Below are 23,429 nucleotides of genomic sequence, written 5' to 3'. Positions count from 1 at the left end.
GGGCAGGGCCCGCTGCTTTCGTGCTGCAGTTGCGCTTCGAGATAGGCGATGCGGGTTTTCGCCCGGGCGCGCCACGCGGTCCGGGCCGGCCCGTCGCGCGGCCGGGCCGGCTTCCGGTCACGCGCGGGGGCCGTCCGGCCGCCGGCTCCGATCACCGGTAGACGGCGGGTACATGCAGCTTCTCCCAGGACTGCGGACCCGGGTCGCCGTCAGCGTCCTCACCCCGGTAGCCGAGCTTGTGCTGCCACTTGGAGTAGGACCTCCGGTCCGCCTCGCTCCACTGGGAGTCGGGGCCGCCGGAGTAGGCCGAGCAGTTCTCCTCGATGAGCCGGTAGCCCATGGCCTCGATGATCGGACTGCTCACGGACGACTGGAAGAAGTCGGAGCCCGGGAACGGTTCGTAGTCGCCGTACATCTCCGGGGCGGCCACGCGGATCTGCTGGCCGGGGAAGATGACATCGGGATTCTTGATCTGGGGATTCCACTCCAGGATCTGGTTCAGCGTCACACGATGTTTGGCCGCGATACCACCGAGCGTGTCGCCGCGTTTCACTACGTAGAATTCTGCCCTCTTATTCATATGTCCAGAATAGGTGAATCACGGGGGATGAAGAAATGCAGGGCTTCGTTTCGGTTTCATTCTTTTCTCTTGCACTTCTTGAGGGGGAAACGGCCCGGAGCCGTATGCGGCGGTGAGGGCCGGTGCGTCGGGCGGCGGTCACGGCCGGCGCTCTCAACCGCCGGCCGCCAGCAACGCCGTGCGGCCGCCCAGTGCGCGTGAGAAGCGGTCCGTCACCTCGGCCAGGGCCGCAGCCGAGCCCGGCGCGACGGTCAGCGTGCCGTCGTCGCCCACCGCGAGGTCCCGGTCGAGGGTGAACCAGCCCGGGACGATGTGCGCGGCACCCATGGAGCTCAGCACGGGGCGCAGGGCGTAGTCGATGGCCAGGACATGGGCGGTGGAACCACCCGTGGCCAGCGGAAGGACCGTCTTCCCGGCCAGCGCGTACTGCGGCAGCAGGTCCAGCAGTGCCTTCAGCAGCCCGGAGTAGGCGGCCTTGTAGACGGGGGTGCCGACCACGACCCCGTCGGCCTGCTCGACCAGAGCGGTGGCGCGGACGATCGCCGGGTGCCGGAAGTCCGCGCCGAGAAGGGCATCGGCGGGGAGGGTGCGCACGTCCAAGGGGATCACCTCGTGCCCCTGCGCGGCGAGACGGGCGTCCAGTTGGCGCAGCAGTCGTGCGGTGCGGCTGGTGGCGGAGGGACTTCCGGAGACGGACAGGATCGTGGCCATGGGGAGACCTTTCGGTGCTGGGCGTGGTGCGGGCAGCGAAGGAGGCGGGCGGCACCGGGCCGAATGTGGGAACGCCGGACGAGGTCGTCGCCTGTGAAGTCCTCGCGGAAGGACCGGCGAAGGAAGTCAGATGGAGGCAGGGAACGACGGTCGCGGGACCTGTTCCGTCACGGGAGAAGAAGGCCCGGAGGGGAATGCACGGGGGAGACCGGCAGGAGGGCCGGAGCTCTTCTCGGGGTGCTCAGGCCTGGCAGCGACAGCAGGAGCTGGCCACACGCCCGAGGTCGACGTGGCGTCGCCGCGTGAGGTCCTGTCGCTTCATGGCGCCGATCCAAGCAGCGGGAGTCCGGCCGGTCAAGAACTCCCGTACGGCGTTCCACATGCTGAGAGCCGGCTTCACGAGGCGCTGACCGGAGGTTTCCCCGAGCCCGGCGAACGACGTCAACGCCTCCTCACCGTCGCACGGTTGAGGACCTGCGGGGCCCACCTTCGCCGCCCCCGAAGCGCCGGACCGTCGGATCACACCCCCTCCCCCGATTTCCTACCGTTTCACTAGGAAAGCCTTGACGGGGCCACGGCACGGTGCGCAGGATGATGCACATGTCCCGTACGCAGCAGCGACTCGTTCGTCGTCGGCATGTCGACTTTGGTCACGTCGTCAGCGCCGCCTGCTGTCACGCGTAAGGCACGCGACCCACTCGTCCGCCCGTGCCGCTCCGCTGCTCCTTTCCCCGTCGACCAGTCGTCCGCGTCTTCGTTCAGCGCGCCTGACGACCCGACACACCTCTGAGGGACAACCGCCATGACCACGGCATTCCAGACCGCCCAGCCCACTTCCCACGATCCGACACCGTCCGGGACGCGCCGTCTCCGCCTGGTGGGCGAGACCGCTCACGACGGTGCTGACGGACGCGCCGCCGCGCCGCTCGTCGGATACCTCCTGCTCGTCCCCGAAGGCACCGATCCCGCCGAGCTGTTCGTCGAGGACAGGCCGCGGCCCGAGATCCGGCCGGTCCTCGCCACGGACCCGCCTCCCGCCCGGCCCGCGGAAGAGGACGCCGTCCGCATCGATCCCGTACGCCGGACCGCCGAGGTGGACGGACGTGAACTCGACCTGACCTACCTGGAGTTCGAGCTGCTGGCGCGGCTCGTTCGGCATCCGCACCGGGTGCACTCGCGCGACGGGCTGGTGAGCGCCGTCTGGGGCTACGACCACATCGGCGACGGCCGCACCGTGGATGTCCATGTCGCCCGGCTGCGCCGCAAGCTGGGCAGGGCTCACCGGCACCGGATCGTCACCGTGCGGCGCGTGGGCTACAAGTACGTGCCCGACCGGGCCGAGAGCGCCGGCACCCCACCGCGCGACCAACCGTGAGGAGACCACCCCCATGGGCGTTGCCACGGCGCCGTCCGGCCCCGCCCCGGAATCCGGCCCGGCCGGGCCCGGCCGCGCGCACTGGCTGCGCGTGGCCCGCGAGGCGGCGGACGACCTGGCCACCGGCGCGGTGGCCCGGGAGCAGGCGGGCAAGCCCCCGTTCGACGAGGTGTCCCGGCTGCGCGAGGCAGGGCTGCTGACGCTGCTGCTGCCCGCCGAGCACGGAGGAGGGGGCGCCGACTGGCCCACCGCCTACGCGGTCGTGCGGGAGATCGGCGCCGCCGACGGCGCGATCGGGCAGCTGCTGGGCTGCCATTACTTCGTGTCGTGGAGCGCCCGCTTGCTCGCCGAGCCGGCTCGCGCCGCGCGGGTCGAGCGGCTGTCCGGGTCGGAACGGTGGTGCTGGGGCGGCGGCTTCGCCGGTCAGGAGCCGCCCCTGACCCTGTCCGGGACGGCCGGGGGCCAGGTGCTCGACGGCCGGCAGAGCCATGCGACCGGGGTGCTGGTCGCCGACCGTCTGGCGGTGCGGGCCGTGCGGGCCGGCAGCGGTGAAGCGGTGGCCGTCATGGTCGATCCCGCCCGGCACGGGGTGCGGATCGACGCGGACGCCGACCCCTTCGGGCAGCGGCTCGCGGCGGGCGGCAGCGTGGAGTTCGACGCCGTGCCGGTGGCCTCCGGTGACGTCCTCGGGTCCCTGTCCGCGGACGAGGAGGCCCTGTCGCCCTCGGCGGCCCTGGCGTCCCCGGTCGGGCGGCTCGTCTCCGTCCAGCTGCTCCTCGGCATGGCCGAAGGGGTGCTCGCCGAAGCCCGTGAGTACAGCAGGACGGGCCACACGCCCTGGCATCCCTCCTGGCCGGCCGGCACTCCCCACGACCCGCAGGTGCTGGCCTCCTACGGGGAGCTCACCGTCCTCGCCCGCTCCGCGTCCGCGCTCACCGACCAAGCCCTGGAAGCCGTGCACGGCGGGCTGACGCGCGGCGACGACCTCTCGTACGACGAGTACGCGGAGATCTCCGTGCTCGTGGCCGTGGCCGAAGCCGCCGCCTCCAGAGCCGCGCAGGAGTCCACGACCCGTGCCCTGGACATCATCGGCACCCGCTCCGCCTCCGCGCGGCTCGGCTTCGACCGCTTCTGGCGCAACGCCCGGACCCACACCCTGTACGAGCCCGTCGCACCCCGGCTCCGCGAGGTCGGGGACTACTTCCTCAACGGCGCGCACCCCCCGTTCACCCTGCCCGCCTGACCCGGTGGAAGTGATCGGCTGTGGCGGGGAGGGCCGCCCCTCGGGCCGGGCCGGTCGCATCAGGGAGCTGCCGTGACCTGGCCGACGGGGCTCGCCGGTTTCACCGCCGGCCTGCTGATCGCGATGGTGACCGCGCCGGTGGGGGTGTCGGGCGCGGTGTTCCTGCTGCCCGTGCAACTGAGCGTCCTGGGGGTGCCCGGTCCGGCGGTCACGCCCACGAACCTGCTGTTCAACGTGGTGGCGGGACCCGGCGCCCTGCTGCGCCACCGCCGCGCGGGCCTGCTGCGCAGCCCGCTGACCCGTCTCCTGGTGGGCGGCACGCTGCCCGGAGTGGTCGTCGGCGCGATGCTGCGGGTGTTCGCCGTGCCGGGGGCGACGGCCTTCCGTCTCCTGGTCGCCGCACTGCTGATGCCCCTGGGCCTGTGGCTCGTCGCGCGCACCCTGCGGCCCGCCCGGCCGGTCCCGTCCGGGGACCTCTCGCCCCGGGCCGTCACCGGACTCGCCCTGGTCGTCGGGGTCGTCGGCGGGATCTACGGGATCGGCGGCGGATCCGTCCTCGGCCCCGTCCTGGTCGGCCGGGGCATGCCCGTCGCCCGGGTGGCGCCCGCCGCCCTGGCCTCCACGTTCGTCACCTCCGTGGCCGGTGCCGCGACCTTCGCGCTGCTGTCGCTGACCGGCTCCGGCGGCATCGCCCCCGTGTGGGAGCTGGGCCTGGCCTGCGGCATCGGCGGGCTGATCGGCGGCTACCTCGGGGCAGTGGTGCAACCGCGCCTGCCCGAACGCGCGCTGCGACTCGTCCTCGGCGCCCTGGCCACCCTCCTCGGCGCGTTGTACGCCGTGCAGTCCCTGCTGTGACGTCGGGGCCGGCAGACCGGCGTCTCACCACAGCCGGGCCATTGTGAACGCCGTACTGCACCCGCATGTCGGACTGTTGAGAACATGAGACGGATACGCAGGCCGCATTGACCGGGCAGGAATGCGCTGCGAGTCTCGTCGTCGTGAGCAATTCCGAGAACCTCGCCGCGCGCCTGCACGTCGACCTGCGACGTCAGGCCAGTGCCATCTGTGCGCGGTCTCTTCGTCGCGGATTCTGAGCGCTCCTTTCCCGGAAGGCCCGCGCACACGCCGGGAAGATCTCCTGGCCTCACTTCTCCTCCCTCATGGAATGCGTGCCGCGCGCACGGCTGACGTTTTCCGGTGCCCTTTTCGCCTCTTCCACCGCCCAGCGGAACAGGCGGGCCCGGAAATCCTCCCCGCATTCCTGCCCCTCCATCGATCTCGAACAGGACCAGCCCATGGCCACGACGGCATCGAACCGACGCCAGTTCCTCTCCCTGCTCGGTCTTTCGGCGGTCGCCGTCAGCTGCGGTACGACCGCGACCGGAGCCCCCGCCGGCGAGAGCGGGACCAGGACCCTCCGCTACCAGGGCTGGGCGGGTCAGGTCATCCTGCCGGAACTGGCCGAAGACCTCGGCTACTTGGAGGACGTGAAGCTGGAGTGGGTCGGCAACACCATCAGCGGCCCGCAGGACATCCAGTCGGCGGCCACGGGCCAGACCGACTTCGGCGGCGCCTTCAACGGCGCGGTCGTCAAACTGGCCGCGAACAACGCCCCCGTCAAGGCCGTCATCAGCTACTACGGCGCCGACAGGTACGCCTACAACGGCTTCTATGTCCTCGAGGACAGCCCCATCCGCTCGGCCCGGGACCTGATCGGCAAGAAGGTCGGGATGAACACCCTCGGCGCCCACTCCGAGGCCATGCTCGACATCTACCTGCAACGGGGCGGTCTGTCCCGGGCGCAGATCGGCAAGGTCGAGCCGCTCGTGGTGCCCCCGGTCAGCACCGAGCAGACCCTGCGCCAGAAGCAGATCGACGTGGCCGTGCTCGGCGGCATCCTGCGCGACAAGGCCCTGGCCACCGGCGGCATCCGCCCGCTGTTCACGGACCACCGGCTGCTCGGCTCGTTCAGCGCCGGCACGTACGTGATGACGGAGCGCTTCCTGCGGCAGAACCCCGGCACGGCACGGACCTTCGTCACCGGCGTGGGGCGGGCCATCGAGTGGTCCCGCTCCACGCCGCGCGAGGAGGTGATCGCCCGGATGACGGACATCGTCACCAAGCGCGGCCGCAACGAGGACACCGCTCCCCTGCGCTACTGGCGCTCCTACGGCGTCGCCGAGACGGCGGGACGGATCACCGGCGAGGAACTCCAGCTGTGGATCGACTGGCTGGCCAGGCGCGGCGACATCAGGAAGGGCCAGGTCAGGTCGTCGGACCTCTACACCAACGAGTACAACGCCGCGGGCAGGGGCGACGCGGCGCCGTCCCCGGCGTCCTCCTCCGCCTCGAAGAGCGGGAGCTGATCCCCATGCCGGACCCCACCACCCGAGCCGCCACGCCCAAGATCGTGTTCGAGGACGTACGGAAGGACTTCACCGTCAAGGACCGCAAGGGCGCGGGGCGGACCACCCGGTTCACCGCCCTCGACGGCATCGACCTGGAGATCGCGGCCGGCGAGTTCACCGTCCTGGTCGGCCCCAGCGGCTGCGGCAAGTCGACGCTGCTGGAGCTGCTCGGCGGTCTCGCCCGGCCCACCGCCGGACGGATCCTGCTGGACGGCGTCCCCGTGACCGGCCCCGGGCTGGACCGCGGCATCGTCTTCCAGCAGTACGCGCTGCTGCCGTGGCGCACGGCGCAGGGCAACGTCGAGTTCGGCCTGGAGGCCACCGGCGTCCCACGGCGTCAACGCGCAGCTCAGGCACGGGAGTTCCTCGACCTGGTCGGTCTCACGGGGTTCGAGGACCGCCATCCGCACGAGCTGTCGGGCGGGATGCGGCAGCGGGTGGCGATCGCCCGCAGCCTCGCCTACGACCCCGACGTGCTGCTGATGGACGAGCCGTTCGCGGCGCTGGACGCCCAGACCCGGGAGTCGCTGCAGGACGAGCTGCTGCGCATCTGGCAGCGCACCGGCAAGACCGTCGTCTTCATCACGCACGGCATCGACGAGGCCGTCCGCCTCGGGCAGCGCGTCGCCGTCATGACGTCCAGGCCCGGCCGGATCAAGCAGATCGTGCCGGTCGCCCTCGGTGCCGGTACGGCCGCGGACGACCCTCGCTCCAGCCCGGAGTTCGCGCGCCACCGCCACGAGATCTGGTCGCTGCTGCACGACGAGGTGGCCAGAGCACAGCAGTTGGAGAAGGAGGAGGCTTCCGTATGAGCCCCGTGACCGGCACGACGTCCGAGAAGACCACGGCCGCGGACTCCGCGCACACCGCGGGGCCCGTCCGGGCCCCCTCCCCCACCGGACCCGCCGCTGGTGCTCCTGCCGGAGCGCCACCGGCGAACGGACGCCGGGTCGCCTCCGCGTCGGCCCGGATCCGGCGGACCGCCCACCGCGCGGTCCGCCGGCTGCCGTACCTGCTGCTGGGCGCGGCGACCAGGTCCGCGGCGATCGCGGCCCTGTTGCTGCTGTGGGAGACCGCGCCGCGGCTCGGCCTGGTCGACCGGACCTTCCTGCCGCCGTTCGGTGACGTCGCCCGCGCCTGGTGGGAGCTGGCCGCGACAGGCCGGCTGGCCGACGACGCGCAAGCCAGCCTGGTGCGCTCCTTCAGCGGATTCGGTCTCGCCGTGGCCCTCGCCGTGCCGCTGGGGCTGCTGATCGGCTGGTACCGGCCGGTCGCCGATCTCCTCGGCCCGCTGCTGGAGGTCTTCCGCAACACCGCCGCGCTGGCCCTGCTGCCGGTGTTCGTGCTGCTCCTGGGCATCGGCGAGACGTCGAAGATCGCCCTCGTGGTGTACGCGTGCACCTGGCCCGTCCTGCTGAGCACGATCAGCGCGGTCCGCACCGTCGACCCGACCCTGCTGAAGCTGGCGAAGTCGATGGACCTGTCGGCGCCCCGGCTGTTCCAGAAGGTCGTCCTGCCGTCCGCGGTCCCGGTGATCTTCACCGGTGTCCGGCTGGCCGGAGCGGTGTCGATCCTGGTGCTGGTCGCCGCCGAGATGATCGGCGCCAAGGCGGGCCTCGGCCATCTGATCAACGCCTCGCAGTACAACTTCGCGATCCCACAGATGTACGCGGGGATCATCACGATCTCCGCCGTCGGCGTGGCCTTCAACCAGTTCCTGGTGGCCCTGGAGAAGCGCCTCAGCTCCTGGCGCGTGCCCGGCGGCGGCTGACGCCGGACCGTAGCGCCTCCCCTGCCCCGCCCCTCTCGCCCGCCTCCGTGATCCGAGGAGACCATGAGCCCGCCCCGCCCCCGTCATCTGCACCTCAACGCCTTCCTGATGAACGCCGGCCACCACGACGCCGCCTGGCGGCATCCGCGCACCCGGCCCGAACGCGTCACCGACCTGCGCTACTTCCAGCACCTCGCCCTGACCGCCGAACGCGGCCTGCTGGACTCCGTCTTCCTCGCCGACGGCCTCGCCCTGGGCGACCGGGTCCGGTACAACGCGCTCGGCGGGTTCGAACCGCTCACCCTGCTGTCCGCCCTGGCGGCGGTCACCGAGCACGTCGGCCTGATCGCCACCGTCTCCACCACCTTCAACGCGCCCTTCCACACCGCCCGGAAGTTCGCCTCCCTGGACCACCTCAGCGGCGGCCGGGCCGGCTGGAACATCGTCACCTCCGGCAGCGTCGAGGAGGCCGGCAACTTCGGGCTCGACGAGCATCTGGAGCACCGGCTGCGCTACGACCGGGCGCGAGAGTTCGTCGACGTCGCCACCAAGCTGTGGGACAGCTGGGAGGACGACGCGATCCTGCTCGACCGTGAGCGGGGCGTCTACGCCGACACCGGCAAGGTGCGCGCGATCGACCACCGCGGTGAGCACTTCGCGGTCCGCGGCCCCCTGAACGTGCCGCGGGCCCCTCAGGGCTACCCGCTGCTGGTGCAGGCCGGCTCGTCGGAGGACGGCAAGGAGTTCGCCGCCCGGTACGCCGAGGCCGTCTTCACCGCCCAGCAGACCCTCGCCGACGCCCAGGCCTTCCACAAGGACCTCACGTCGCGTCTGCCCCGCTACGGGCGCACCGAGGACGAGCTGCTGGTGCTGCCGGGCATCGCCCCCGTCATCGGCTCCACGGAGGCGGAAGCCCGCGCCCTGGAACAGGAGTTGACCGACCTCCAGGTGCCCGAGTACGGGCTCGCGCAGCTGTCCGGGATGCTCGGCACCGACCTGACCGGGCTGCCGCTGGACGGGCCGCTGCCCGAGCTGCCCGACGAGCGGGACATCAACGGCAACAAGAGCCGTTTCACGCTCGTCGCCGAACTCGCCCGGCGCGACGGCCTCACCCTGCGCGAGCTCATCGCACGGCTGGGCGCCGGACGCGGCCACCGCGTCCTCGCCGGAACCCCGGAGCAGATCGCCGACGAGCTCGAGGAGTGGTTCACCGAGGGCGCGGCCGACGGCTTCAACATCATGCCGCCCCATCTGCCGGGCGGCCTGGAGGACTTCGTCGACCACGTCGTGCCGATCCTGCAGCGGCGCGGCCTGTTCCGCACCGAGTACACCGGCCGCACCCTGCGCGAGCACTACGGCCTGGCCCGCCCCGCCAACCGGCTGGCGGCACCCTGAGGGGCGCGCCCTCCCGCGCCGCCCCCACTCACCCACCTCCCGAAAGGAACCCGCCCATGACCACCGGCACCGGCTTCGACATCCGCAGGATCGGCGGCCGTATCGGCGCCGAGATCCTCGGCGTGGACCTCTCCGCCGCGCTCGACCCCGCCGTCGTCACCGAGATCAACTCCGCGCTCCTGGAGCACAAGGCGCTCGTCTTCCGCGACCAGCACCTCGACGACGCGGGCCAGCTGCGTTTCGCCTCCCTCTTCGGCGAGCTCACCACCGCGCACCCCACGGTGGCGTCCGTCGAGGGCGAGCCCAGGATCCTGCCCGTCGACGGCGACGAGGGGATCCGCGCGAACCAGTGGCACACGGACGTCACCTTCGTCCGGACACCCCCGAAGGCCTCCACGCTGCGCAGCATCGTCGTCCCGCCCTACGGCGGCAACACCCTCATCGCCAACTCCGCCGCCGCCTACCGCGACCTGCCCGAGCCGCTGCGCGAGCTGGCCGACCGGCTGTGGGCGGTGCACACCAACGACTACGACTACGCCGCCCCGAGGAGCGAGAAGGCCGCCGAGCACCGCAGGCGGTTCGTCTCGCGGAAGTACCGCACCGCCCACCCGGTCGTGCGCGTCCACCCCGAGACCGGGGAGCGCGGGCTGTTCATCGGCGGCTTCGTCCAGAGCATCGTCGGACTCGGCCCGTCCGACTCCCGGGACCTGCTGCGGATCTTCCAGTCGTACGTCACCCGTCCCGAGAACATCGTGCGTGTGGCCTGGGCGCCCGGTGACCTCGTCCTGTTCGACAACCGCATCACCCAGCACTACGCCCCCGACGACTACGGCGACCTCCCGCGCCTGCTGCACCGGGTGACCGTCGCCGGCGACGTCCCGGCCGGTGTCGACGGCGCCCTCAGCCACATCGTCGAGGGCGACGACGCCTCCCACTACACGCCCGCCGCGGCCTGAGACCGGTGGCCGCCGGGCGGGGACCGCCCCCGCCCGGTGGCCCGCCCGCCGCGGGTGCCGGTCGAAGCCGTGCGGGATACTGGGCGCATGCGGATCTCAGCCAGGGCGGACTACGCGGTACGCGCCGCGCTGGAGCTCGCCGCGTCCCGGGACGACAGCCCTCTGAAGGCCGAGGCCATCGCCGACGCCCAGGACATCCCGCACAAGTTCCTCGAAGGCATCCTGAACGACATGCGCCGGGGCGGTCTCGTCGTCAGCCAGCGCGGCGGCAACGGCGGCTACCGGCTGGCCAGACCCGCCGAGTCCATCAGCGTCGCCGACGTCATCCGCGTCGTGGACGGGCCGCTCGTCTCGGTGCGGGGGGTCCGGCCCCCGGAGCTGTCCTACACCGGCCCCGCCGAGTCCCTGCTGCCCCTGTGGATCGCCCTGCGGTCCAATGTGCGCGAGATCCTCGACGGCGTGTCGCTCGCCGATGTCGCCTCCGCCCAACTGCCGTCGGCGGTCTCCGCGTTGACCCACACACCGGACGCCTGGGTGAACCCCTGACGCGCCGGGCCTCGCCCCTCCCGTATCAGTGGGCGAGATGAGGTCGTCCATCATGTGATCCCCCTCTTGGGGGCGGCGCGACCTTCTGCCAAGATCCCTATCACTCAGGTAGGAAAACTAGGGAATGCAGGAGGTGCGGCCGTGAGAACACGCCCTCGCACCGTCCTGCCGCTGCCCTCCCTGACCTCGCGTCGCCATATCGACTTCGGCCACGCGTCCAGCGCCATCTGTCAGCCTGCCTGAAGCACTCCGCGACCCCGCCGGCACTTCGTGGGAGACCGCCGGTCTCCACCCGGCACGCGTCGAGACGCCCCCCCACTCCACGATCCGCTCGCCAGAACCCGGGACGCCCTTCCGGCGCTCCGGGCCGACGAGCGGCGGACCGGCGCGCGCCCACCCACGAGCCCCACCGCTCGCTTCCCGCACGTCTCTGCTCGCTCATCCCCCGGGAGGACATCCCCGTGTCTGCCTCAAGACCGCTCACCACCCTGCGCGCCCTCGCCGTCGCCGCGGCGCTCCCCCTCCTGCTGACCGCCTGCGGGTACGGCTCCGAGGCCACCGACGACAGCAGCCGGAACGAGGTCGCCGCGGACGCCGGCAAGCTCTCCGCAGACGAGGTGAAGATCGGCTACTTCCCCAACCTCACCCACGCCACCGCCCTGGTGGGCGTCCAGGAGGGCCTCTTCCAGAAGGAGCTGGGCGGCACCAGGATCAAGGCCTCGACCTTCAACGCCGGTCCCTCCGAGATCGAGGCGCTGAACGCAGGGTCCATCGACATCGGCTGGATCGGCCCCTCCCCGGCCATCAACGGCTACACCAAGTCGAGGGGCAAGAACCTGCGCATCATCGGCGGTTCGGCCTCCGGCGGGGTGAAGCTCGTCGTCAACCCGGACAAGATCAAGTCGCTGAAGGACGTCAAGGGCAAGAAGATCGCCACGCCGCAACTCGGCAACACCCAGGACGTGGCGTTCCTCAACTGGATCGCGGACCAGGGCTGGAAGGTCGACGCCGCCAGCGGCGGGGGCGACGTCTCCGTGGTCCGCACCGACAACAAGATCACACCCGACGCCTACAAGTCCGGCTCCATCGACGGAGCCTGGGTGCCCGAGCCGACCGCCTCCAAGCTGGTCGCCGAGGGCGGCAGGGTGCTGCTCGACGAGTCGACGCTGTGGCCGGACAAGAAGTTCGTGATCACGAACATCATCGTGTCGCAGAGGTTCCTCAAGGCGCACCCGGACGTCGTCGAGGCCGTGCTGCGCGGTGCGGTGCGGACCAACGAGTGGATCAGCACCCATCCGGAGAAGGCGAAGGCGTCCGCCAACGCGGCACTCAAGGAGCTCTCGGGCAAGGAGCTGCCCGCCGAGGTCCTCGACCCCGCCTGGAAGTCCGTCGCCTTCCTCGACGACCCGCTCGCCGCCACCCTCGACACCCAGGCGCGGCACGCGGTCAAGGCCGGCCTGCTGCAGAAGCCGGACCTCAAGGGCATCTACGACCTCACGCTCCTCAACAAGGTCCTCAAGGCCGACGGCAGGGAACTGGTCGACGACGCCGGTCTCGGCGTCGGATGACGACAGGGGCCGCGTAAGGGCTGAACGGCCCAGGGGACGAGGGCCGTCCGCCCCCGGACCGCCTCGCCGGGCGGAGGGACAATGAGGCGAAGAGGGATGCTCCGCAGCCCCACGACGCCCGGTCGCCGGTGCAGCCGAAGCAGGTGAGTGGCGATGATGTTCTGGTACACCCACGGCATGAGCGGATGGGGCTGGTTCGGGATGTCGGTCGGTATGGTCGCGTTCTGGGCACTGATCATCACAGCCCTCGTGCTGGTCTTCCGCGCCGTCAACCAGCCCCACGAGCACACGCACGCCCCTGCCGCCCCCACACCGCAGCAGATCCTCGCCGAGCGGTTCGCCCGCGGGGAGATCGACGAAGAGGAGTACCGGCGCCGGATGGACGCCCTGCGCCCCGGTCCCCTCACCAAATGATCGACCGGACGACCGGGGCCGCACCGGCTGCGGTCTCCGGCCGTCTCCGGCCATCTCCGGTCACCACGCCGGGCCCGGGCGGTCCGTACCGTCCGGGCCCGGCGTGGTGACCGGGACGCCCTTTTACGCCAGGCCCTTTCACGCCAGGCCCCTTCATGCCGGGTCCCTGAACGCCTCCCGCACGTCCTCCGTACTAAGGGCTCAGTAGTGGTCGGCCCGATGCGGAGGCAGCCATGGGAAGTCCTGCCCTGACCTGGTCTCTGGTGGCGGTCGCCGTGCTCGTCGCCATGGTGAGCCTGGCCCGGCTGACGGCGGCCGACAGCGGAGAGGCCCGGTTCGCCGCGGGAGGCGACCTGGTCATGGCCGGGGGCATGGTCGCCATGTTCCTGCCCGCCACCTCGGCGTCGTTCGGGGACCACGGCGTGTTCTGGGTCGCGGTGTTCGCCGCCGTCGGCCTGGGCGGAGTCGCGCTGTCAGCGCACCGGACGCTGCGGCACGGCTGGCGACAGGGCCGGCGCTGGGCCCATCACGTCATCGGCAGCGCCGCCATGGTGATCATGACGCTCGCCATGCCCGGCAGCACCTCCGGCCCCGTGCTCGCCCTGGGCACGACCGGACACGGTCACGGCCACGGGGCCGGAGGCACGGCGGCGCCGGACCACTCCATGGCGGGGATGCCGGGTCACGGGTCGGGCCACGGGCACTCCGGCGCAGCCGGTCACGACATGGCCTCCGCCGTCTCCCAGGCGTCGGCGCCCTCCGACTCGGCCTCGCTGTGGCGTCTGGTCCTGGCCGGACTCGCCGTGTACTTCGTCCTGTCGGTCGCCGCGTCCCTGTGGACACGCTTCCACGGCGCCGAGCGCTCCGCCGCGGCACCGGGACGCCGCGGTGGCCGGTCCCGCTGGACCCACCGCCTGCTGGCGCTGCCGGACGCGGTGGTGGTGTTCATCGCGTCGCTGGCCGTCTCCGTATGGGACAGGACCCGGCTGCGGAACGAAGGGCACCGGCGGGCACCGGGGACCTCGGCCGGTGCGGCGCTGCTGGCGCACATCGGCATGGGCGCCACGATGTCCGCGATGCTGGTCATGATGGCCGCCTGAGGTGCGCGGACGGCCGCGCGTCGGCGTGGAGGTGCGGGTGGGGTCCGGCTCGGTCGCACGAGCCGCGTGCCGCGGTTCGGCGCCCGCCCGGCGGAACCACCCGGTCCGCCTGGTCCGGCCGGCCCGGACAGTCCGGCCGGTCCGCCGTGGAACGACTCGGCGGGCCCGCCCTGTCCTTGTCCTGTTCCTCAACCTCGCGACGCGTCGGACGGTGCGGTGGGGCGAAATTTCGGTGCGCGTCGAGGGCAGAGTGGTCAGACTCGCGGCATGACAGCGAAGATCAGCCGCATCAACCCCGGTCAGTTGCACGAGACGCCGGGCTACCACCACATCACCGTGGTGGAGACCGGCCGAACTGCGTACCTGGCGGGGCAGTGCCCCCTCGACCAGGGCGGTGATCTCGTCGGCCCGGGCTCCCTGGAGACGCAAGTCGATCAGGTCGTCGTGAACGTACTCGCTGCCCTTTCGGCGGTGAATGCCCGGCCGCAGCACGTGGTGCGGTCGGTGATCTACGTGCGGAGCGACGACAGGGCGGACCTGGGCCTCGCCTGGCACCGGCTCACCGCTTCCGCCCTCGGGCCGGCCTTCACGTCCGCCAGCACGCTCTTGGGGGTCGCACAACTGGGCTTCGCAGGGCAGCTGATCGAGGTGGACCTCACCGTCGCGCTGCCCGACTGAACACCGCCTCCGCCGCCACCGTCCGCGGCAGCGGATCGTCGCATTCCCGGCAGTACCGCCGCCGACCCGGCGCACCGAGTTCCCCGCCGGGCGGGCACCGTCCGGTGCCCGCCCCTGTGAGTCGGGAGCCGGGGTCAGGCCGTGGCGGGCTGCGGCTCGGAGGCGGGAGCCTTCAGCCGGCCGGTGCTGTGCAGGGCGTACAGCGCGGCTCCGCAGGCGAGGCCGAGCGCGGTCAGGGCGATCCACGGCAGTGCGGGCATCCCGGCGGCGCGGGACGCGTCGAGCGCGGCGCCGGTGAGGAGGTTGCCCAGGGTGATGCCGAGGCCGCAGATCGTGTTGTAGAGCCCGTAGTGGGTGGCGACGAGCCGGTCGCCGGAGAGACGGACGATGGTGTCCATCTCGAACGGGTACGCGATCATCGTGCCGATGGCCAGCAGCAACGCGGCGAGCGTCGGCGGCACCGCGGCGAGCAGCCACAGGCCCACCCCGGATGCGGGTACGGGCACGGCGGTCGCGGCCAGCAGCGGCACGAACGCCAGACCCGTCAGGGCCAGGCCCCGCGCGAGTGCCTGGCCGGGCTCGTAGCGGGCCTTGCACCACGCGGTCACCCGGGTCTGGCCGAGGATGGTGCTCAGTCCGGAGACCGCGAAGAGCAACGCCACCGCCGCCGTGCCGAACTCCCCGTCCCCGCCGAGCCGCCGCACCTCCAGGGGCAGGGACAGGTAGACCTGGAAGGTCAGGACGTACGAGCCGATCATGGCCGCGGAGAAGAGCAGGAACGCCCGGTTGGCGAGGATGCTCCGCCACTGGGCGAGCACGCCGTCCCGCTCCCCGCCGGTCTCCTCCCCCGCGTCCTTGCGCCGGGCGGGCAGGGCCCGGATCTGGACGACGGACAGCAGCGCGAAGATCCCGGCCGACACCAGGCAGGTGACGCGGAAGTCCACCCCGGTCAGCACCATCCCCACCAGCGGGCCGAGCAGGATCCCGGCCTGGTAGAAGACGTTGAACAGCGCGAACGCCTCCACCCGGCGCTCCCCCGCGTCCGCGGCGAGATAGGCGCGTACGGCGGGGTTGAACAGTGCGCCGGCCAGTCCGGTGGCCGCCGAGGCGGCGAGCAGGGCAGGCAGCGAGTCGACCAGGCCGAGCGTGGCGAAGCCGACGGTGCGCAGGACGCACCCGGCCACGATCATCGGCTTGTAGCCCAGCCGGTCGGCGAGCGTGCCGCCGACGAGGAACATGCCCTGCTGGCTGAAGTTGCGCACGCCCAGGACGAGCCCGACGATCCAGCCGGCCAGTCCCAGGGTGCCGGAGAGGTGGGCGGCCAGATACGGCATCAGCATGTAGAAGCCGAGGTTGATGGTGAACTGGTTGACCATCAGCAGCTGGACGCTGCCCTCGTACGAGCGGACCTGCGTGTACAGCCCTTTCACCGGTCCCCCTCCGCCCTGCCGGGGAGCGTGAGGGGGTCGACCACGGTGGTGCACCGGGTCCAGCGGGCGACCTCCTTCTCGTCCGGGCGGCCGATCAGCTCCGGCTCCGGGGCCGGGCGGGAGTCCAGCAGGCCGTGGGCGGCGCAGTAGTCGTCGTCGTACACCGTTCCCAGGTAGCGCTGCGGGCCGTCGGGGAAGACCGCCACGATCCGGGCGTCCGCGGGCATCGTCCGGGCCAGCCAGCCGGTCACCAGGGCGACCGCGCCCACGCTCCACCCCCCGGTCGCGTAGTGCGAGGCGGCGAGCTGGCGGCAGGTCCACACCGCCTCGTGCGGGGCCACCCAGTGGACCTCGGAGAAGTTGTCGTAGGCGACGTTGCGGGGGTGGATGCTGGAGCCGAGTCCGCGCATCAGGCGGGGCCGGGCGGGCTGGCCGAAGATCGTCGAACCCGTGGTGTCCACGCCGACGACCGTCAGGTCGGGGTACAGCTGACGCAGCACCCGCGATACGCCGGCGGAGTGGCCGCCGGTGCCGACGCTGCACACCAGGACGTCGATGTGGCCCAGCTCGGAGGCCAGTTCGAGGGCCAGCGGGGTGTAGGCGGCGACGTTGTCGGGGTTGTTGTACTGGTCCGGGCACCAGGCGTCCGGGTGCCGCTCCTGCAGCCGCCGCACGCGCTCACGGCGGGCCTGCTGCCAACCGCCCGTGGGGTGCGGCTCGGAGACGACGTGGACCTGGGCTCCGTACGCGGTCAGCAGCCGGGTCATGGCCGGCTCCAGTCCCGGGTCGGTGACCAGGGTGACCGGGTGGCCGTAGACCATGCCGGCCAGCGCCAGTCCCAGGCCCAGCGTTCCGCTGGTGGACTCGATGATCCGTCCGCCGGGCCGCAGATCGCCGCGGGCCCGGGCCCGCTCGACCATGTGGAGCGCCGGACGGTCCTTGATGCCGCCGGGGTTGAAGCCCTCGAGCTTCGCCCAGAAGCCGCGCCCGGCCGGGGTCAGCGGCTCCGAGACCCGCAGCAGCGGGGTGTTGCCGACCAGTCGTGACAGCGCGGACTGGCCGGAGGGGGAGGTGGTGTTCTGCGGGGAGGTCGGTGATCGCATGCTTTCGCTCTCGCTCGATGAACGCACAGGGCGGGATTCATCACGCGCGCACCACGGCGACGGGCGCGGACCGGGGGTCCGTGCTCGGCGCCGTCCGGCGCGCGGCAGCCTGCCGAGCCGGCTGCGGGCGGGAGGTCTAGAGGCGCAGCCGGGCCGTGCGGGCGAGCCGGGTCCGGCCGGTGGTGCGTGCCGGGCGGCGTCTGCGCGCCCCGGGCGCCGCCCACAGCCGCGCGAGGACGGCGGCTCCCGCGAGAAGCGGTGCCGGGGTGTCCGCGCCCGGGGACGGCTGCTGCCCAGGCGACTCCGGCGACTGCGGCGCCGTACGGACGACCGCCTCGTCCGCGCAGCTCTCGGCACCGTGCCGGGGATGCGGAGGGTGCGGTCCGTGCTCGTCCGCCTCGCCCGGCATCACCTGCGCCACCGCACCAACGGGGGTCATGGGCCCGTGCGGTTCCTCGTCCGCTCCGCGCCCGTGTGCGACGGCGCACAGGACGACCGACACGAGCAGGACGGCGCGGACCAGGGCGCCGAGCCGGCGCGGCCACGAGGGGCCGGCCGAGCTGCCTCGCGTGTACGGCGGCATCCGGAAGGGTGACGGCACAGGTCCTCCGTGCGGCTGCCGTCTTCCCGGCCGGGCCGGGAGGGCGGCATGCAGGGGTGGGGGGTGGGACGGCGAGAAGGGAACGCGGCCTGGATTTCCATGGTGTCGACGGAATCCGTAACCCGCCGCGCAGGCCAGGCGAACCGGTGAGGACCGCAAGGCCGGATGGGGAATGCCGGCTCTCTAGACCTGCTGGATCACGGAGGTTCTCAGCGCCGCGAACGACGCGCCGCCGGAAGGGCCCGGGCCGGGCCTGCCGCGCTCGGCGGGTGCGCGTCCCGAGGTGACGGACGCACGCACGGAGGCCGCGAAGCAGGGCCAGGTGACGGTCGGGGCCTGGGGCGGCTGCCCAGAGGCGCACTGCTGACCCGGATGTGACGGCCCGTGACCGTCGTGGTGGTCGTGGTGGTCGCCCTCCGCGGCCGCCGTCCGGTACGCGGGCGGTGCCTCCGTACCCTCACGGACTTCCGCACCTTCACGGACTTCCGCACCCTCACGGACTTCCGCACCTTCACGGACCTCCGTGCCCGCGCGGACCTCCGCACCCGGCAGCGGCGCGCCCGGTGAGGTCGCGCCGGTCACCAGGTGGCCCCCGGCGCTCTCCACGGGTATGCCGTGCGTGACCACGACGCCGAAGAGCAGCACGGCCAAGGCGAGCACGCGCAGCAACGGCACCGGGACCATGCCGGTCCGCAGGGTGCGCCGAGGCGGGCGAGCCGTGACCATGCCGTGATCCTAACGGCTCCCCAGCGATGATCGACGCACTCCGGGGAAACGCCGGGCAGCGCCGCCCGGCATCACCCCGCGAGACTCGGACACGCGCAAGCAGGCTGCAGGGGTCGGAAGTTGGCGCATACCACGCACCCCCTTGAGCGAACAGACGAACAGACGAAGACCCCAGGAGGCGAGGAGACGAAGAGACGAAGAGACGAACACGGTGCGGCAAGGTCATCCGGCCGTTCCCCTGCGGGGCGCCGGATCAGTGCACGTGCGGACCGCCGGTCATCCGCGGCTTCCCGCGTGGCACGAGCCCGAGGGCCACGGCCGCACCGGCGGCGGCCGCCACCGCGCACACCGTGAACCCGTCGGCGAAGCCACCGGCCGTGCCGCGTTCGATGCCCGAGGCCGCGACGGTCGAGACGACCGCGACACCGATGGAACCGCCCACTTCGTGGAAGGTGTTGACGACGCCGGAGGCCAGCCCCGCCTCATGTTGCTCGACCATGGCGAGCGCCGTGGTGGTGGCGGTGACGAAGACGGCGCCGATGCCTAGGGAGGCGACCGCGAAGCCCGGCAGCAGGGCGGCGTACACACTGCCGGTGTCCGGGAGCCGGGTCAGGGGCACGGTCCCGGCGGCCGCGATCGCCATGCCCGCGACGGCGGTGGTGCGGCTGCCGATCCTGCCGACGAGCCGGGACCCCAGATGCGCGCCGACGCCGGTGGCGACGGCCACGGGGAGGAAGAACAGGCCGGTCCGCAGCGGGCTGAAGCCGCGCACGTGCTGGAGGTAGACGGACCCGAGGAAGAAGAAGGCGATCAGCAGCGCCGTGGCGACGAGCATCAAGAAGGCACCGGCGAGGACGGCCCGCCGGGTGAACATGGCCAGGTCCATCAGCGGGGCCCGGCTCGCCCGCTCGACGACGGCGAACAGCCCGTAGGCCACGACCGCGCCGGCCAGCGGCAGCAGGGCGGCGGGGTCGGCCCAGCCCGAGTCGCCCGCCTCGACGAGTCCGTAGATCAGCGCGCCCGTGCCGCCGGTGACGAGCAGCGCGCCGGGTAGGTCGAGCCGGGCGGGCCGCGGCGCCCGGGCCGCCACGACGGCCGGGAGGGCCGCCATGACGAGGAGGCCGACGGGAACGTTGACGTAGAAGACCCACTGCCAGCCGGGCCCTGTCGTGAGCGCCCCGCCTGCCAGGACTCCGGCGGCGGCACCGGATCCGCCGATCGCGGCCCAGACGCCCAGGGCCCTGTTGCGTTCCGCGCCGTGGAAGGTCGTGGTGACGATCGACAGCGCGGACGGCGACACCAAGGCGGCGCCGACGCCCTGGGCGATGCGTCCGCCGAGCAGGACCGGGGCGTTCCCGGCCAGTCCCGCGACCAGGGACGCGGCGGTGAAGACGGCGAGTCCGGCGAGCAGGGTGCGGCGCGCGCCGAGGGCGTCGGCGAGCCGGCCGCCGAGCAGCATCAGGCCGCCGAAACAGAGGGTGTACGCGGTGACGGCCCAGGTCAGCGTCGTGCGGCCGAGGTCCAGGTCGGCGGCCATGTCGGGCAGGGCGACGTTCACCACCGTGACGTCGAGGATCAGCATGAACTGGGCCAGGCAGACCAGCGCGAGGGCGGTCCAGCGGCGCGGGTCGGGAGGCGGGGCGGTGGGTGCGAGCGTGTGCGCGGCACCTGCGGCGGAGTGGGTCATGACCGGGTCCTTGAGGCGAGAGGCGAGAGGCGAGAGGGGTGTGCGGGTGCGGGGCGGAAGGCGTGCGGGAGGACGCCACCGCCGGACACCTGTGAACTGTACCGTTCAGTTCATGTGAACTCAACAGTTCAGGTAGCTGCTAGGGTCGTGCCATGAGCAGGGAAAGCGCCAAGCAGCCCCCCGGCGGTCCCCGCGCGGAGCGCAAGCGGCAGGCCATCGTGCGGGCCGCCCGCGAGCTGTTCCTCCGGGAGGGCTTCGGCGTCGGCATGGACGCCATCGCCGCCGAGGCGGGCGTGTCCAAGGTGACCGTCTACAACCACTTCGGCAGCAAGGAAGCCCTCTTCACGGCGGTCATCACCGGTGCCCTCGACGAACCCCTCACGGGGGACGCGTCCGACGCGCTGGAACGGCTGGCGGAGGCGGAGGATTTGCGCCCGGCCCTCCTAGACGCCGCCCGCACCTGGGTGCGCTCGGTGCGCACCGACGACAAGGTGGCGGCCCTGCGCAACCTCGTGGCCGCCGAGGCACACCGCTTCCCCGAGCTGGGACGGGCCTGGCAGCACCACGGCCCCGAGGGACACCACCCCGCCGTCGCGAAGGCCCTGCGCACCCTGGCCGCCCAGGGCAGGCTGGTGATCCCCGACCTGGAGGCGGCCATCATCCAGCTCTACGCACTCGTGGTCTTCCCCCACCTGGTGTTCGGTTCCTACGGCACCCGCATCGACGACAACCTCACCGAACGCCTCGTCACCAGCGGTGTCGACATGTTCCTGGACCACTACGCCCCCCGCCCCGACTGACGGGCGCGCCCGCGAAACGCTTCCGCCTGGCAGAAGCCGCCTTGTGCGGCGGCCGCGCCCGTCAGGACCCTGAGTCCGACCACGGCACGCGGGGCGACGCCGCCCCGCCGACAGGGACGGGAAGCCCATGGCCCACATGACCGCCTTCGCCAGGAACCAGTGGTACGTCGCCGCCTACCGTGACGAGGTCGGGCGGGAGTTGCTCGGCCGGACGATCCTCGGTGAGCCGCTCGTGCTGTACCGGACCGAGTCGGACGGCACCCCGGTCGTGCTGCACGACCGGTGCGTGCACCGCCGCTACCCGCTGTCGGAGGCGCCGACCCGGCTGGACGGGGACCGGATCGTGTGCGGCTACCACGGGTTCACGTACGACACGACCGGCACCTGCGTGTCCGTGCCGGGGCAGAAACGGGTGCCGCGCACCGCCCGGGTCGCCTCCTACCCGGTCGTCGAGCAGGACTCGCTGGTCTGGGTGTGGATCGGCGACCCGGCGCTCGCCGACCCGCGGAGCATCCCCCGGGCACGGCACCTGGACTCCCCCGGCTGGGTCACCGTGCGCGGCATGGAGCCCATCGACTGCGACTACGGCCTGCTCGTCGACAACCTCCTCGACCTGTCCCACGAGACGTATCTGCACGGCGGTTACATCGGCACCCCCGAGGTCGCCGAGACGCCGATCACCACGGAGGTCGACGAGGGCGCCGGGATCGTCCGGGTCAGCCGGCGCATGGACGACGCCGCGTGCCCGCCCTTCTACGCCAGGTCCACCGGCATCGAGGGCCGGATCACCCGCTGGCAGGACATCGAGTACCACGCGCCCTGCCTGTACCTGCTGCACAGCCGTATCGCCCCCGTCGGTGTGCTGCCGCGGGCCGACGGCAGCGACCCGGACGGCTTCCACACCGAGATCACGTACGCCATCACCCCGTCCAGCGACGGCCGGGTGTACGACTTCTGGGCGGTCTCGCGCGACTGGGCGACGGACGACACGGAGGTCACCGAGTTCCTGCGCGGCAACAACCACACGGTCGTCATGCAGGACGTCACCGCGCTCGACCTGCTGCAGCGCACGCTCGGCACCGAGCGCACCGGCTACCAGGAGCTGAGCATCAACATCGACACCGGCGGCCTGGCCGCCCGCCGTATCCTCGCCCGGCTGGTGGAGGAGGGCGCCAAGCCCGTGGAGCGGGTCCGGTGAGCGGTCCCACGGGCGAGGTCTACCGCATCGACTGGCTGCCCGGCACCGACACCCTGCGCGGCAGCTGCCACTGCGGCCGTGAGCACACCGCGCAGGACCCGGCCGAGATGTGGGAGTGGATGCTCGCCCACCCCCGGGGACACATGACCGGCGCACCGCGGGAGGACAGCGCATGAGCGGGTACGGATCCACCGAACTCGTCGTCGATCGGCGCGAGTTCGCCGCCGACGGCGTGCTCGCCCTCACCCTGCGCCACCCGCTGGGCGAGCCGCTGCCTGCCTGGGAGCCGGGCGCGCACCTCGACGTCGTGCTCGGCCCCGGGCTGGAGCGGCAGTACTCGCTGTGCGGCGATCCGGCGGACCGGTCGGCCTGGCGGATCGCGGTACTGCGCGAGCCCGCCGGGCGGGGCGGTTCGGCCCATGTGCACGCGCACCTGCGCGAGGGCGACAAGGTCCGGGTGCGCGGCCCCCGGAACACCTTCCGCCTGGAACCGGCCCCCCGCTACCGCTTCGTCGCGGGCGGCATCGGCATCACCCCGATCCTGCCGATGCTGGCGGCGGCGGAGGCGGCGGGCGCCGAGTGGACGCTGCTGTACGGCGGACGCACCCGCCGCTCGATGGCCTTCGCCGGGGAACTGGCCCGCTACGGGGACCGGGTGACGCTCGCGCCGGAGGACGAGACGGGCCTGCTGGACCTGCCGTCGGTGCTGGACGACGTACCCGAGGGCACGCTCGTCTACTGCTGCGGCCCCGGGCCCCTGCTGGACGCGGCCGAGGCCCGGTGCCCCGCCGGGGTGCTGCGCGTCGAGCGGTTCCGGCCCGAGCGGCGGGAGACCGGCGGTGACACGGCGTTCGAGGTGGAGCTGGCGCGCAGCGGCAGGACCCTGACCGTCGCACCGGGCGTGTCCGTGCTGGACGCGGTGCGCGCCGCCGGGGCCGAGGTGCTGTACTCCTGCACCGAGGGCACCTGCGGCACGTGCGAGACGGACGTCCTGGCGGGCGAGCCGGACCACCGGGACTCGGTCCTGACCGAAGAGGAGCGCGCGGCGGGCGGGACCATGCTCATCTGCGTGTCCCGCTGCCGGGGCGGGCGGCTGGTGCTGGACCTGTGACGGCGCTTCCGGGCCTGCGGCACCGAGC

At 72.5% G+C, this 23,429-nt stretch carries 26 protein-coding genes; 18 read left to right on the top strand and 8 right to left on the bottom strand.

The features are described from left to right. Positions 1 to 151: 151 nt before the first annotated feature. The 3 genes from ABZY20_RS12735 to ABZY20_RS12725 all read right to left on the bottom strand — a co-directional run bounded on the left by ABZY20_RS12735 (position 152) and on the right by ABZY20_RS12725 (position 1,613). On the bottom strand, positions 152 to 553 hold the full coding sequence (locus ABZY20_RS12735; protein ID WP_356440625.1) for a peptidoglycan-binding protein: 402 nt from the start codon (positions 551 to 553) through the stop codon (positions 152 to 154). A 180-nt stretch (positions 554 to 733) separates the two neighbouring features. Continuing rightward, complete coding sequence (ssuE, locus tag ABZY20_RS12730) at positions 734 to 1,291, bottom strand: NADPH-dependent FMN reductase (protein WP_356440622.1); 558 nt, start codon at positions 1,289 to 1,291, stop codon at positions 734 to 736. Positions 1,292 to 1,532: 241 nt separating this feature from the next. Next, positions 1,533 to 1,613, bottom strand: a complete 81-nt coding sequence (locus ABZY20_RS12725) for a putative leader peptide (protein ID WP_356440747.1) — start codon at positions 1,611 to 1,613, stop codon at positions 1,533 to 1,535. A 480-nt stretch (positions 1,614 to 2,093) separates the two neighbouring features. Between ABZY20_RS12725 and ABZY20_RS12720 the strand changes: the two genes are divergently transcribed. The 14 genes from ABZY20_RS12720 (at position 2,094) to ABZY20_RS12655 (ending at position 14,745) form a co-directional block, all read left to right on the top strand. Continuing rightward, positions 2,094 to 2,666, top strand: coding sequence for a winged helix-turn-helix domain-containing protein (locus ABZY20_RS12720; protein ID WP_356440619.1), 573 nt, complete (start codon positions 2,094 to 2,096; stop codon positions 2,664 to 2,666). Between the two features lie 13 nt (positions 2,667 to 2,679). Continuing rightward, the gene (locus tag ABZY20_RS12715; RefSeq protein ID WP_356440616.1) at positions 2,680 to 3,909 is read left to right on the top strand and encodes an acyl-CoA dehydrogenase family protein; all 1,230 of its coding nucleotides are present in this window, start codon (positions 2,680 to 2,682) and stop codon (positions 3,907 to 3,909) included. 72 nt (positions 3,910 to 3,981) lie between these two features. Continuing rightward, the gene (locus ABZY20_RS12710) at positions 3,982 to 4,764 is read left to right on the top strand and encodes a sulfite exporter TauE/SafE family protein (protein ID WP_356440613.1); all 783 of its coding nucleotides are present in this window, start codon (positions 3,982 to 3,984) and stop codon (positions 4,762 to 4,764) included. 143 nt (positions 4,765 to 4,907) lie between these two features. Then, positions 4,908 to 5,003 (top strand): putative leader peptide, encoded by a 96-nt coding sequence (locus tag ABZY20_RS12705; protein WP_356440610.1) that lies wholly within the window; start codon positions 4,908 to 4,910, stop codon positions 5,001 to 5,003. A 201-nt stretch (positions 5,004 to 5,204) separates the two neighbouring features. Further along, a complete protein-coding gene (locus tag ABZY20_RS12700) occupies positions 5,205 to 6,275 on the top strand; it encodes an ABC transporter substrate-binding protein (RefSeq protein WP_356440607.1) in 1,071 nt (356 codons plus the stop codon). A 5-nt stretch (positions 6,276 to 6,280) separates the two neighbouring features. Beyond that, the gene (locus ABZY20_RS12695) at positions 6,281 to 7,129 is read left to right on the top strand and encodes an ABC transporter ATP-binding protein (RefSeq protein ID WP_356440604.1); all 849 of its coding nucleotides are present in this window, start codon (positions 6,281 to 6,283) and stop codon (positions 7,127 to 7,129) included. After that, positions 7,126 to 8,088, top strand: a complete 963-nt coding sequence (locus ABZY20_RS12690) for an ABC transporter permease (RefSeq protein WP_356440602.1) — start codon at positions 7,126 to 7,128, stop codon at positions 8,086 to 8,088. Before ABZY20_RS12695 ends, ABZY20_RS12690 begins: the two co-directional genes overlap by 4 nt. A gap of 63 nt (positions 8,089 to 8,151) precedes the next feature. Then, complete coding sequence (locus tag ABZY20_RS12685; protein ID WP_356440600.1) at positions 8,152 to 9,483, top strand: LLM class flavin-dependent oxidoreductase; 1,332 nt, start codon at positions 8,152 to 8,154, stop codon at positions 9,481 to 9,483. Positions 9,484 to 9,539: 56 nt separating this feature from the next. Further along, on the top strand, positions 9,540 to 10,439 hold the full coding sequence (locus tag ABZY20_RS12680) for a TauD/TfdA family dioxygenase (RefSeq protein ID WP_356440597.1): 900 nt from the start codon (positions 9,540 to 9,542) through the stop codon (positions 10,437 to 10,439). A gap of 87 nt (positions 10,440 to 10,526) precedes the next feature. Further along, on the top strand, positions 10,527 to 10,985 hold the full coding sequence (locus ABZY20_RS12675) for an Rrf2 family transcriptional regulator (RefSeq protein WP_356440594.1): 459 nt from the start codon (positions 10,527 to 10,529) through the stop codon (positions 10,983 to 10,985). 461 nt (positions 10,986 to 11,446) lie between these two features. Beyond that, positions 11,447 to 12,553, top strand: a complete 1,107-nt coding sequence (locus ABZY20_RS12670) for an aliphatic sulfonate ABC transporter substrate-binding protein (RefSeq protein WP_356440592.1) — start codon at positions 11,447 to 11,449, stop codon at positions 12,551 to 12,553. A gap of 153 nt (positions 12,554 to 12,706) precedes the next feature. After that, positions 12,707 to 12,967 (top strand): SHOCT domain-containing protein, encoded by a 261-nt coding sequence (locus tag ABZY20_RS12665; RefSeq protein ID WP_356440589.1) that lies wholly within the window; start codon positions 12,707 to 12,709, stop codon positions 12,965 to 12,967. A 233-nt stretch (positions 12,968 to 13,200) separates the two neighbouring features. Continuing rightward, positions 13,201 to 14,067 carry a DUF5134 domain-containing protein gene (locus ABZY20_RS12660; protein WP_356440586.1) on the top strand — a complete coding sequence of 289 codons (867 nt, stop codon included), beginning with the start codon at positions 13,201 to 13,203 and terminating at the stop codon, positions 14,065 to 14,067. Between the two features lie 267 nt (positions 14,068 to 14,334). Further along, entirely contained in the window at positions 14,335 to 14,745 is a 411-nt protein-coding gene (locus ABZY20_RS12655; protein WP_356440583.1) for a RidA family protein, read from the top strand. A 134-nt stretch (positions 14,746 to 14,879) separates the two neighbouring features. Here the strand turns inward: ABZY20_RS12655 and ABZY20_RS12650 are convergent, their stop codons facing one another. The 5 genes from ABZY20_RS12650 to ABZY20_RS12630 all read right to left on the bottom strand — a co-directional run bounded on the left by ABZY20_RS12650 (position 14,880) and on the right by ABZY20_RS12630 (position 20,292). After that, a complete protein-coding gene (locus ABZY20_RS12650) occupies positions 14,880 to 16,175 on the bottom strand; it encodes an MFS transporter (RefSeq protein ID WP_356440580.1) in 1,296 nt (431 codons plus the stop codon). Then, positions 16,172 to 17,278 (bottom strand): PLP-dependent cysteine synthase family protein, encoded by a 1,107-nt coding sequence (locus ABZY20_RS12645; protein ID WP_356440577.1) that lies wholly within the window; start codon positions 17,276 to 17,278, stop codon positions 16,172 to 16,174. Before ABZY20_RS12645 ends, ABZY20_RS12650 begins: the two co-directional genes overlap by 4 nt. Positions 17,279 to 17,414: 136 nt before the next feature. Then, positions 17,415 to 17,879: a hypothetical protein gene (locus ABZY20_RS12640; protein ID WP_356440574.1), complete on the bottom strand. Its 465-nt coding sequence runs from the start codon at positions 17,877 to 17,879 to the stop codon at positions 17,415 to 17,417. Between the two features lie 183 nt (positions 17,880 to 18,062). Then, positions 18,063 to 18,605 carry a hypothetical protein gene (locus ABZY20_RS12635; protein ID WP_356440573.1) on the bottom strand — a complete coding sequence of 181 codons (543 nt, stop codon included), beginning with the start codon at positions 18,603 to 18,605 and terminating at the stop codon, positions 18,063 to 18,065. Between the two features lie 253 nt (positions 18,606 to 18,858). Further along, positions 18,859 to 20,292, bottom strand: a complete 1,434-nt coding sequence (locus tag ABZY20_RS12630; protein WP_356440570.1) for an MFS transporter — start codon at positions 20,290 to 20,292, stop codon at positions 18,859 to 18,861. Between the two features lie 152 nt (positions 20,293 to 20,444). On the opposite strand from ABZY20_RS12630, the gene ABZY20_RS12625 reads away from it, so the two are divergent. From ABZY20_RS12625 to ABZY20_RS12610, 4 genes are all read left to right on the top strand, one after another. Then, positions 20,445 to 21,092, top strand: a complete 648-nt coding sequence (locus ABZY20_RS12625) for a TetR/AcrR family transcriptional regulator (protein ID WP_356440567.1) — start codon at positions 20,445 to 20,447, stop codon at positions 21,090 to 21,092. A 127-nt stretch (positions 21,093 to 21,219) separates the two neighbouring features. Further along, on the top strand, positions 21,220 to 22,290 hold the full coding sequence (locus ABZY20_RS12620) for an aromatic ring-hydroxylating dioxygenase subunit alpha (RefSeq protein ID WP_356440565.1): 1,071 nt from the start codon (positions 21,220 to 21,222) through the stop codon (positions 22,288 to 22,290). Continuing rightward, on the top strand, positions 22,287 to 22,466 hold the full coding sequence (locus ABZY20_RS12615; RefSeq protein WP_356440563.1) for a hypothetical protein: 180 nt from the start codon (positions 22,287 to 22,289) through the stop codon (positions 22,464 to 22,466). The genes ABZY20_RS12620 and ABZY20_RS12615 overlap by 4 nt, the downstream gene beginning before the upstream one ends. Continuing rightward, entirely contained in the window at positions 22,463 to 23,401 is a 939-nt protein-coding gene (locus ABZY20_RS12610; RefSeq protein ID WP_356440561.1) for a PDR/VanB family oxidoreductase, read from the top strand. The genes ABZY20_RS12615 and ABZY20_RS12610 overlap by 4 nt, the downstream gene beginning before the upstream one ends. Positions 23,402 to 23,429: the final 28 nt, after the last annotated feature.

The sequence above is a fragment of the Streptomyces sp. NPDC006624 genome (genome assembly GCF_040611555.1).
Lineage (GTDB): Bacteria > Actinomycetota > Actinomycetes > Streptomycetales > Streptomycetaceae > Streptomyces.
Note: the sequence above shows the minus strand (reverse complement) of the source record. Positions and strands in the feature narration are given on the sequence as shown.

What these genes read in the sequence shown, in the direction of transcription:
- ssuE (WP_356440622.1), bottom strand. Translation starts at nt 1,291, where the DNA reads ATGGCCACGATCCTGTCCGTCTCCGGAAGTCCCTCCGCCACCAGCCGC.
- ABZY20_RS12725 (WP_356440747.1), bottom strand. Translation starts at nt 1,613, where the DNA reads ATGAAGCGACAGGACCTCACGCGGCGACGCCACGTCGACCTCGGGCGT.
- ABZY20_RS12720 (WP_356440619.1), top strand. Translation starts at nt 2,094, where the DNA reads ATGACCACGGCATTCCAGACCGCCCAGCCCACTTCCCACGATCCGACA.
- ABZY20_RS12715 (WP_356440616.1), top strand. Translation starts at nt 2,680, where the DNA reads ATGGGCGTTGCCACGGCGCCGTCCGGCCCCGCCCCGGAATCCGGCCCG.
- ABZY20_RS12700 (WP_356440607.1), top strand. Translation starts at nt 5,205, where the DNA reads ATGGCCACGACGGCATCGAACCGACGCCAGTTCCTCTCCCTGCTCGGT.
- ABZY20_RS12695 (WP_356440604.1), top strand. Translation starts at nt 6,281, where the DNA reads ATGCCGGACCCCACCACCCGAGCCGCCACGCCCAAGATCGTGTTCGAG.
- ABZY20_RS12690 (WP_356440602.1), top strand. Translation starts at nt 7,126, where the DNA reads ATGAGCCCCGTGACCGGCACGACGTCCGAGAAGACCACGGCCGCGGAC.
- ABZY20_RS12685 (WP_356440600.1), top strand. Translation starts at nt 8,152, where the DNA reads ATGAGCCCGCCCCGCCCCCGTCATCTGCACCTCAACGCCTTCCTGATG.
- ABZY20_RS12680 (WP_356440597.1), top strand. Translation starts at nt 9,540, where the DNA reads ATGACCACCGGCACCGGCTTCGACATCCGCAGGATCGGCGGCCGTATC.
- ABZY20_RS12675 (WP_356440594.1), top strand. Translation starts at nt 10,527, where the DNA reads ATGCGGATCTCAGCCAGGGCGGACTACGCGGTACGCGCCGCGCTGGAG.
- ABZY20_RS12665 (WP_356440589.1), top strand. Translation starts at nt 12,707, where the DNA reads ATGATGTTCTGGTACACCCACGGCATGAGCGGATGGGGCTGGTTCGGG.
- ABZY20_RS12660 (WP_356440586.1), top strand. Translation starts at nt 13,201, where the DNA reads ATGGGAAGTCCTGCCCTGACCTGGTCTCTGGTGGCGGTCGCCGTGCTC.
- ABZY20_RS12655 (WP_356440583.1), top strand. Translation starts at nt 14,335, where the DNA reads ATGACAGCGAAGATCAGCCGCATCAACCCCGGTCAGTTGCACGAGACG.
- ABZY20_RS12645 (WP_356440577.1), bottom strand. Translation starts at nt 17,278, where the DNA reads ATGCGATCACCGACCTCCCCGCAGAACACCACCTCCCCCTCCGGCCAG.
- ABZY20_RS12635 (WP_356440573.1), bottom strand. Translation starts at nt 18,605, where the DNA reads ATGGTCACGGCTCGCCCGCCTCGGCGCACCCTGCGGACCGGCATGGTC.
- ABZY20_RS12630 (WP_356440570.1), bottom strand. Translation starts at nt 20,292, where the DNA reads ATGACCCACTCCGCCGCAGGTGCCGCGCACACGCTCGCACCCACCGCC.
- ABZY20_RS12625 (WP_356440567.1), top strand. Translation starts at nt 20,445, where the DNA reads ATGAGCAGGGAAAGCGCCAAGCAGCCCCCCGGCGGTCCCCGCGCGGAG.
- ABZY20_RS12620 (WP_356440565.1), top strand. Translation starts at nt 21,220, where the DNA reads ATGGCCCACATGACCGCCTTCGCCAGGAACCAGTGGTACGTCGCCGCC.
- ABZY20_RS12610 (WP_356440561.1), top strand. Translation starts at nt 22,463, where the DNA reads ATGAGCGGGTACGGATCCACCGAACTCGTCGTCGATCGGCGCGAGTTC.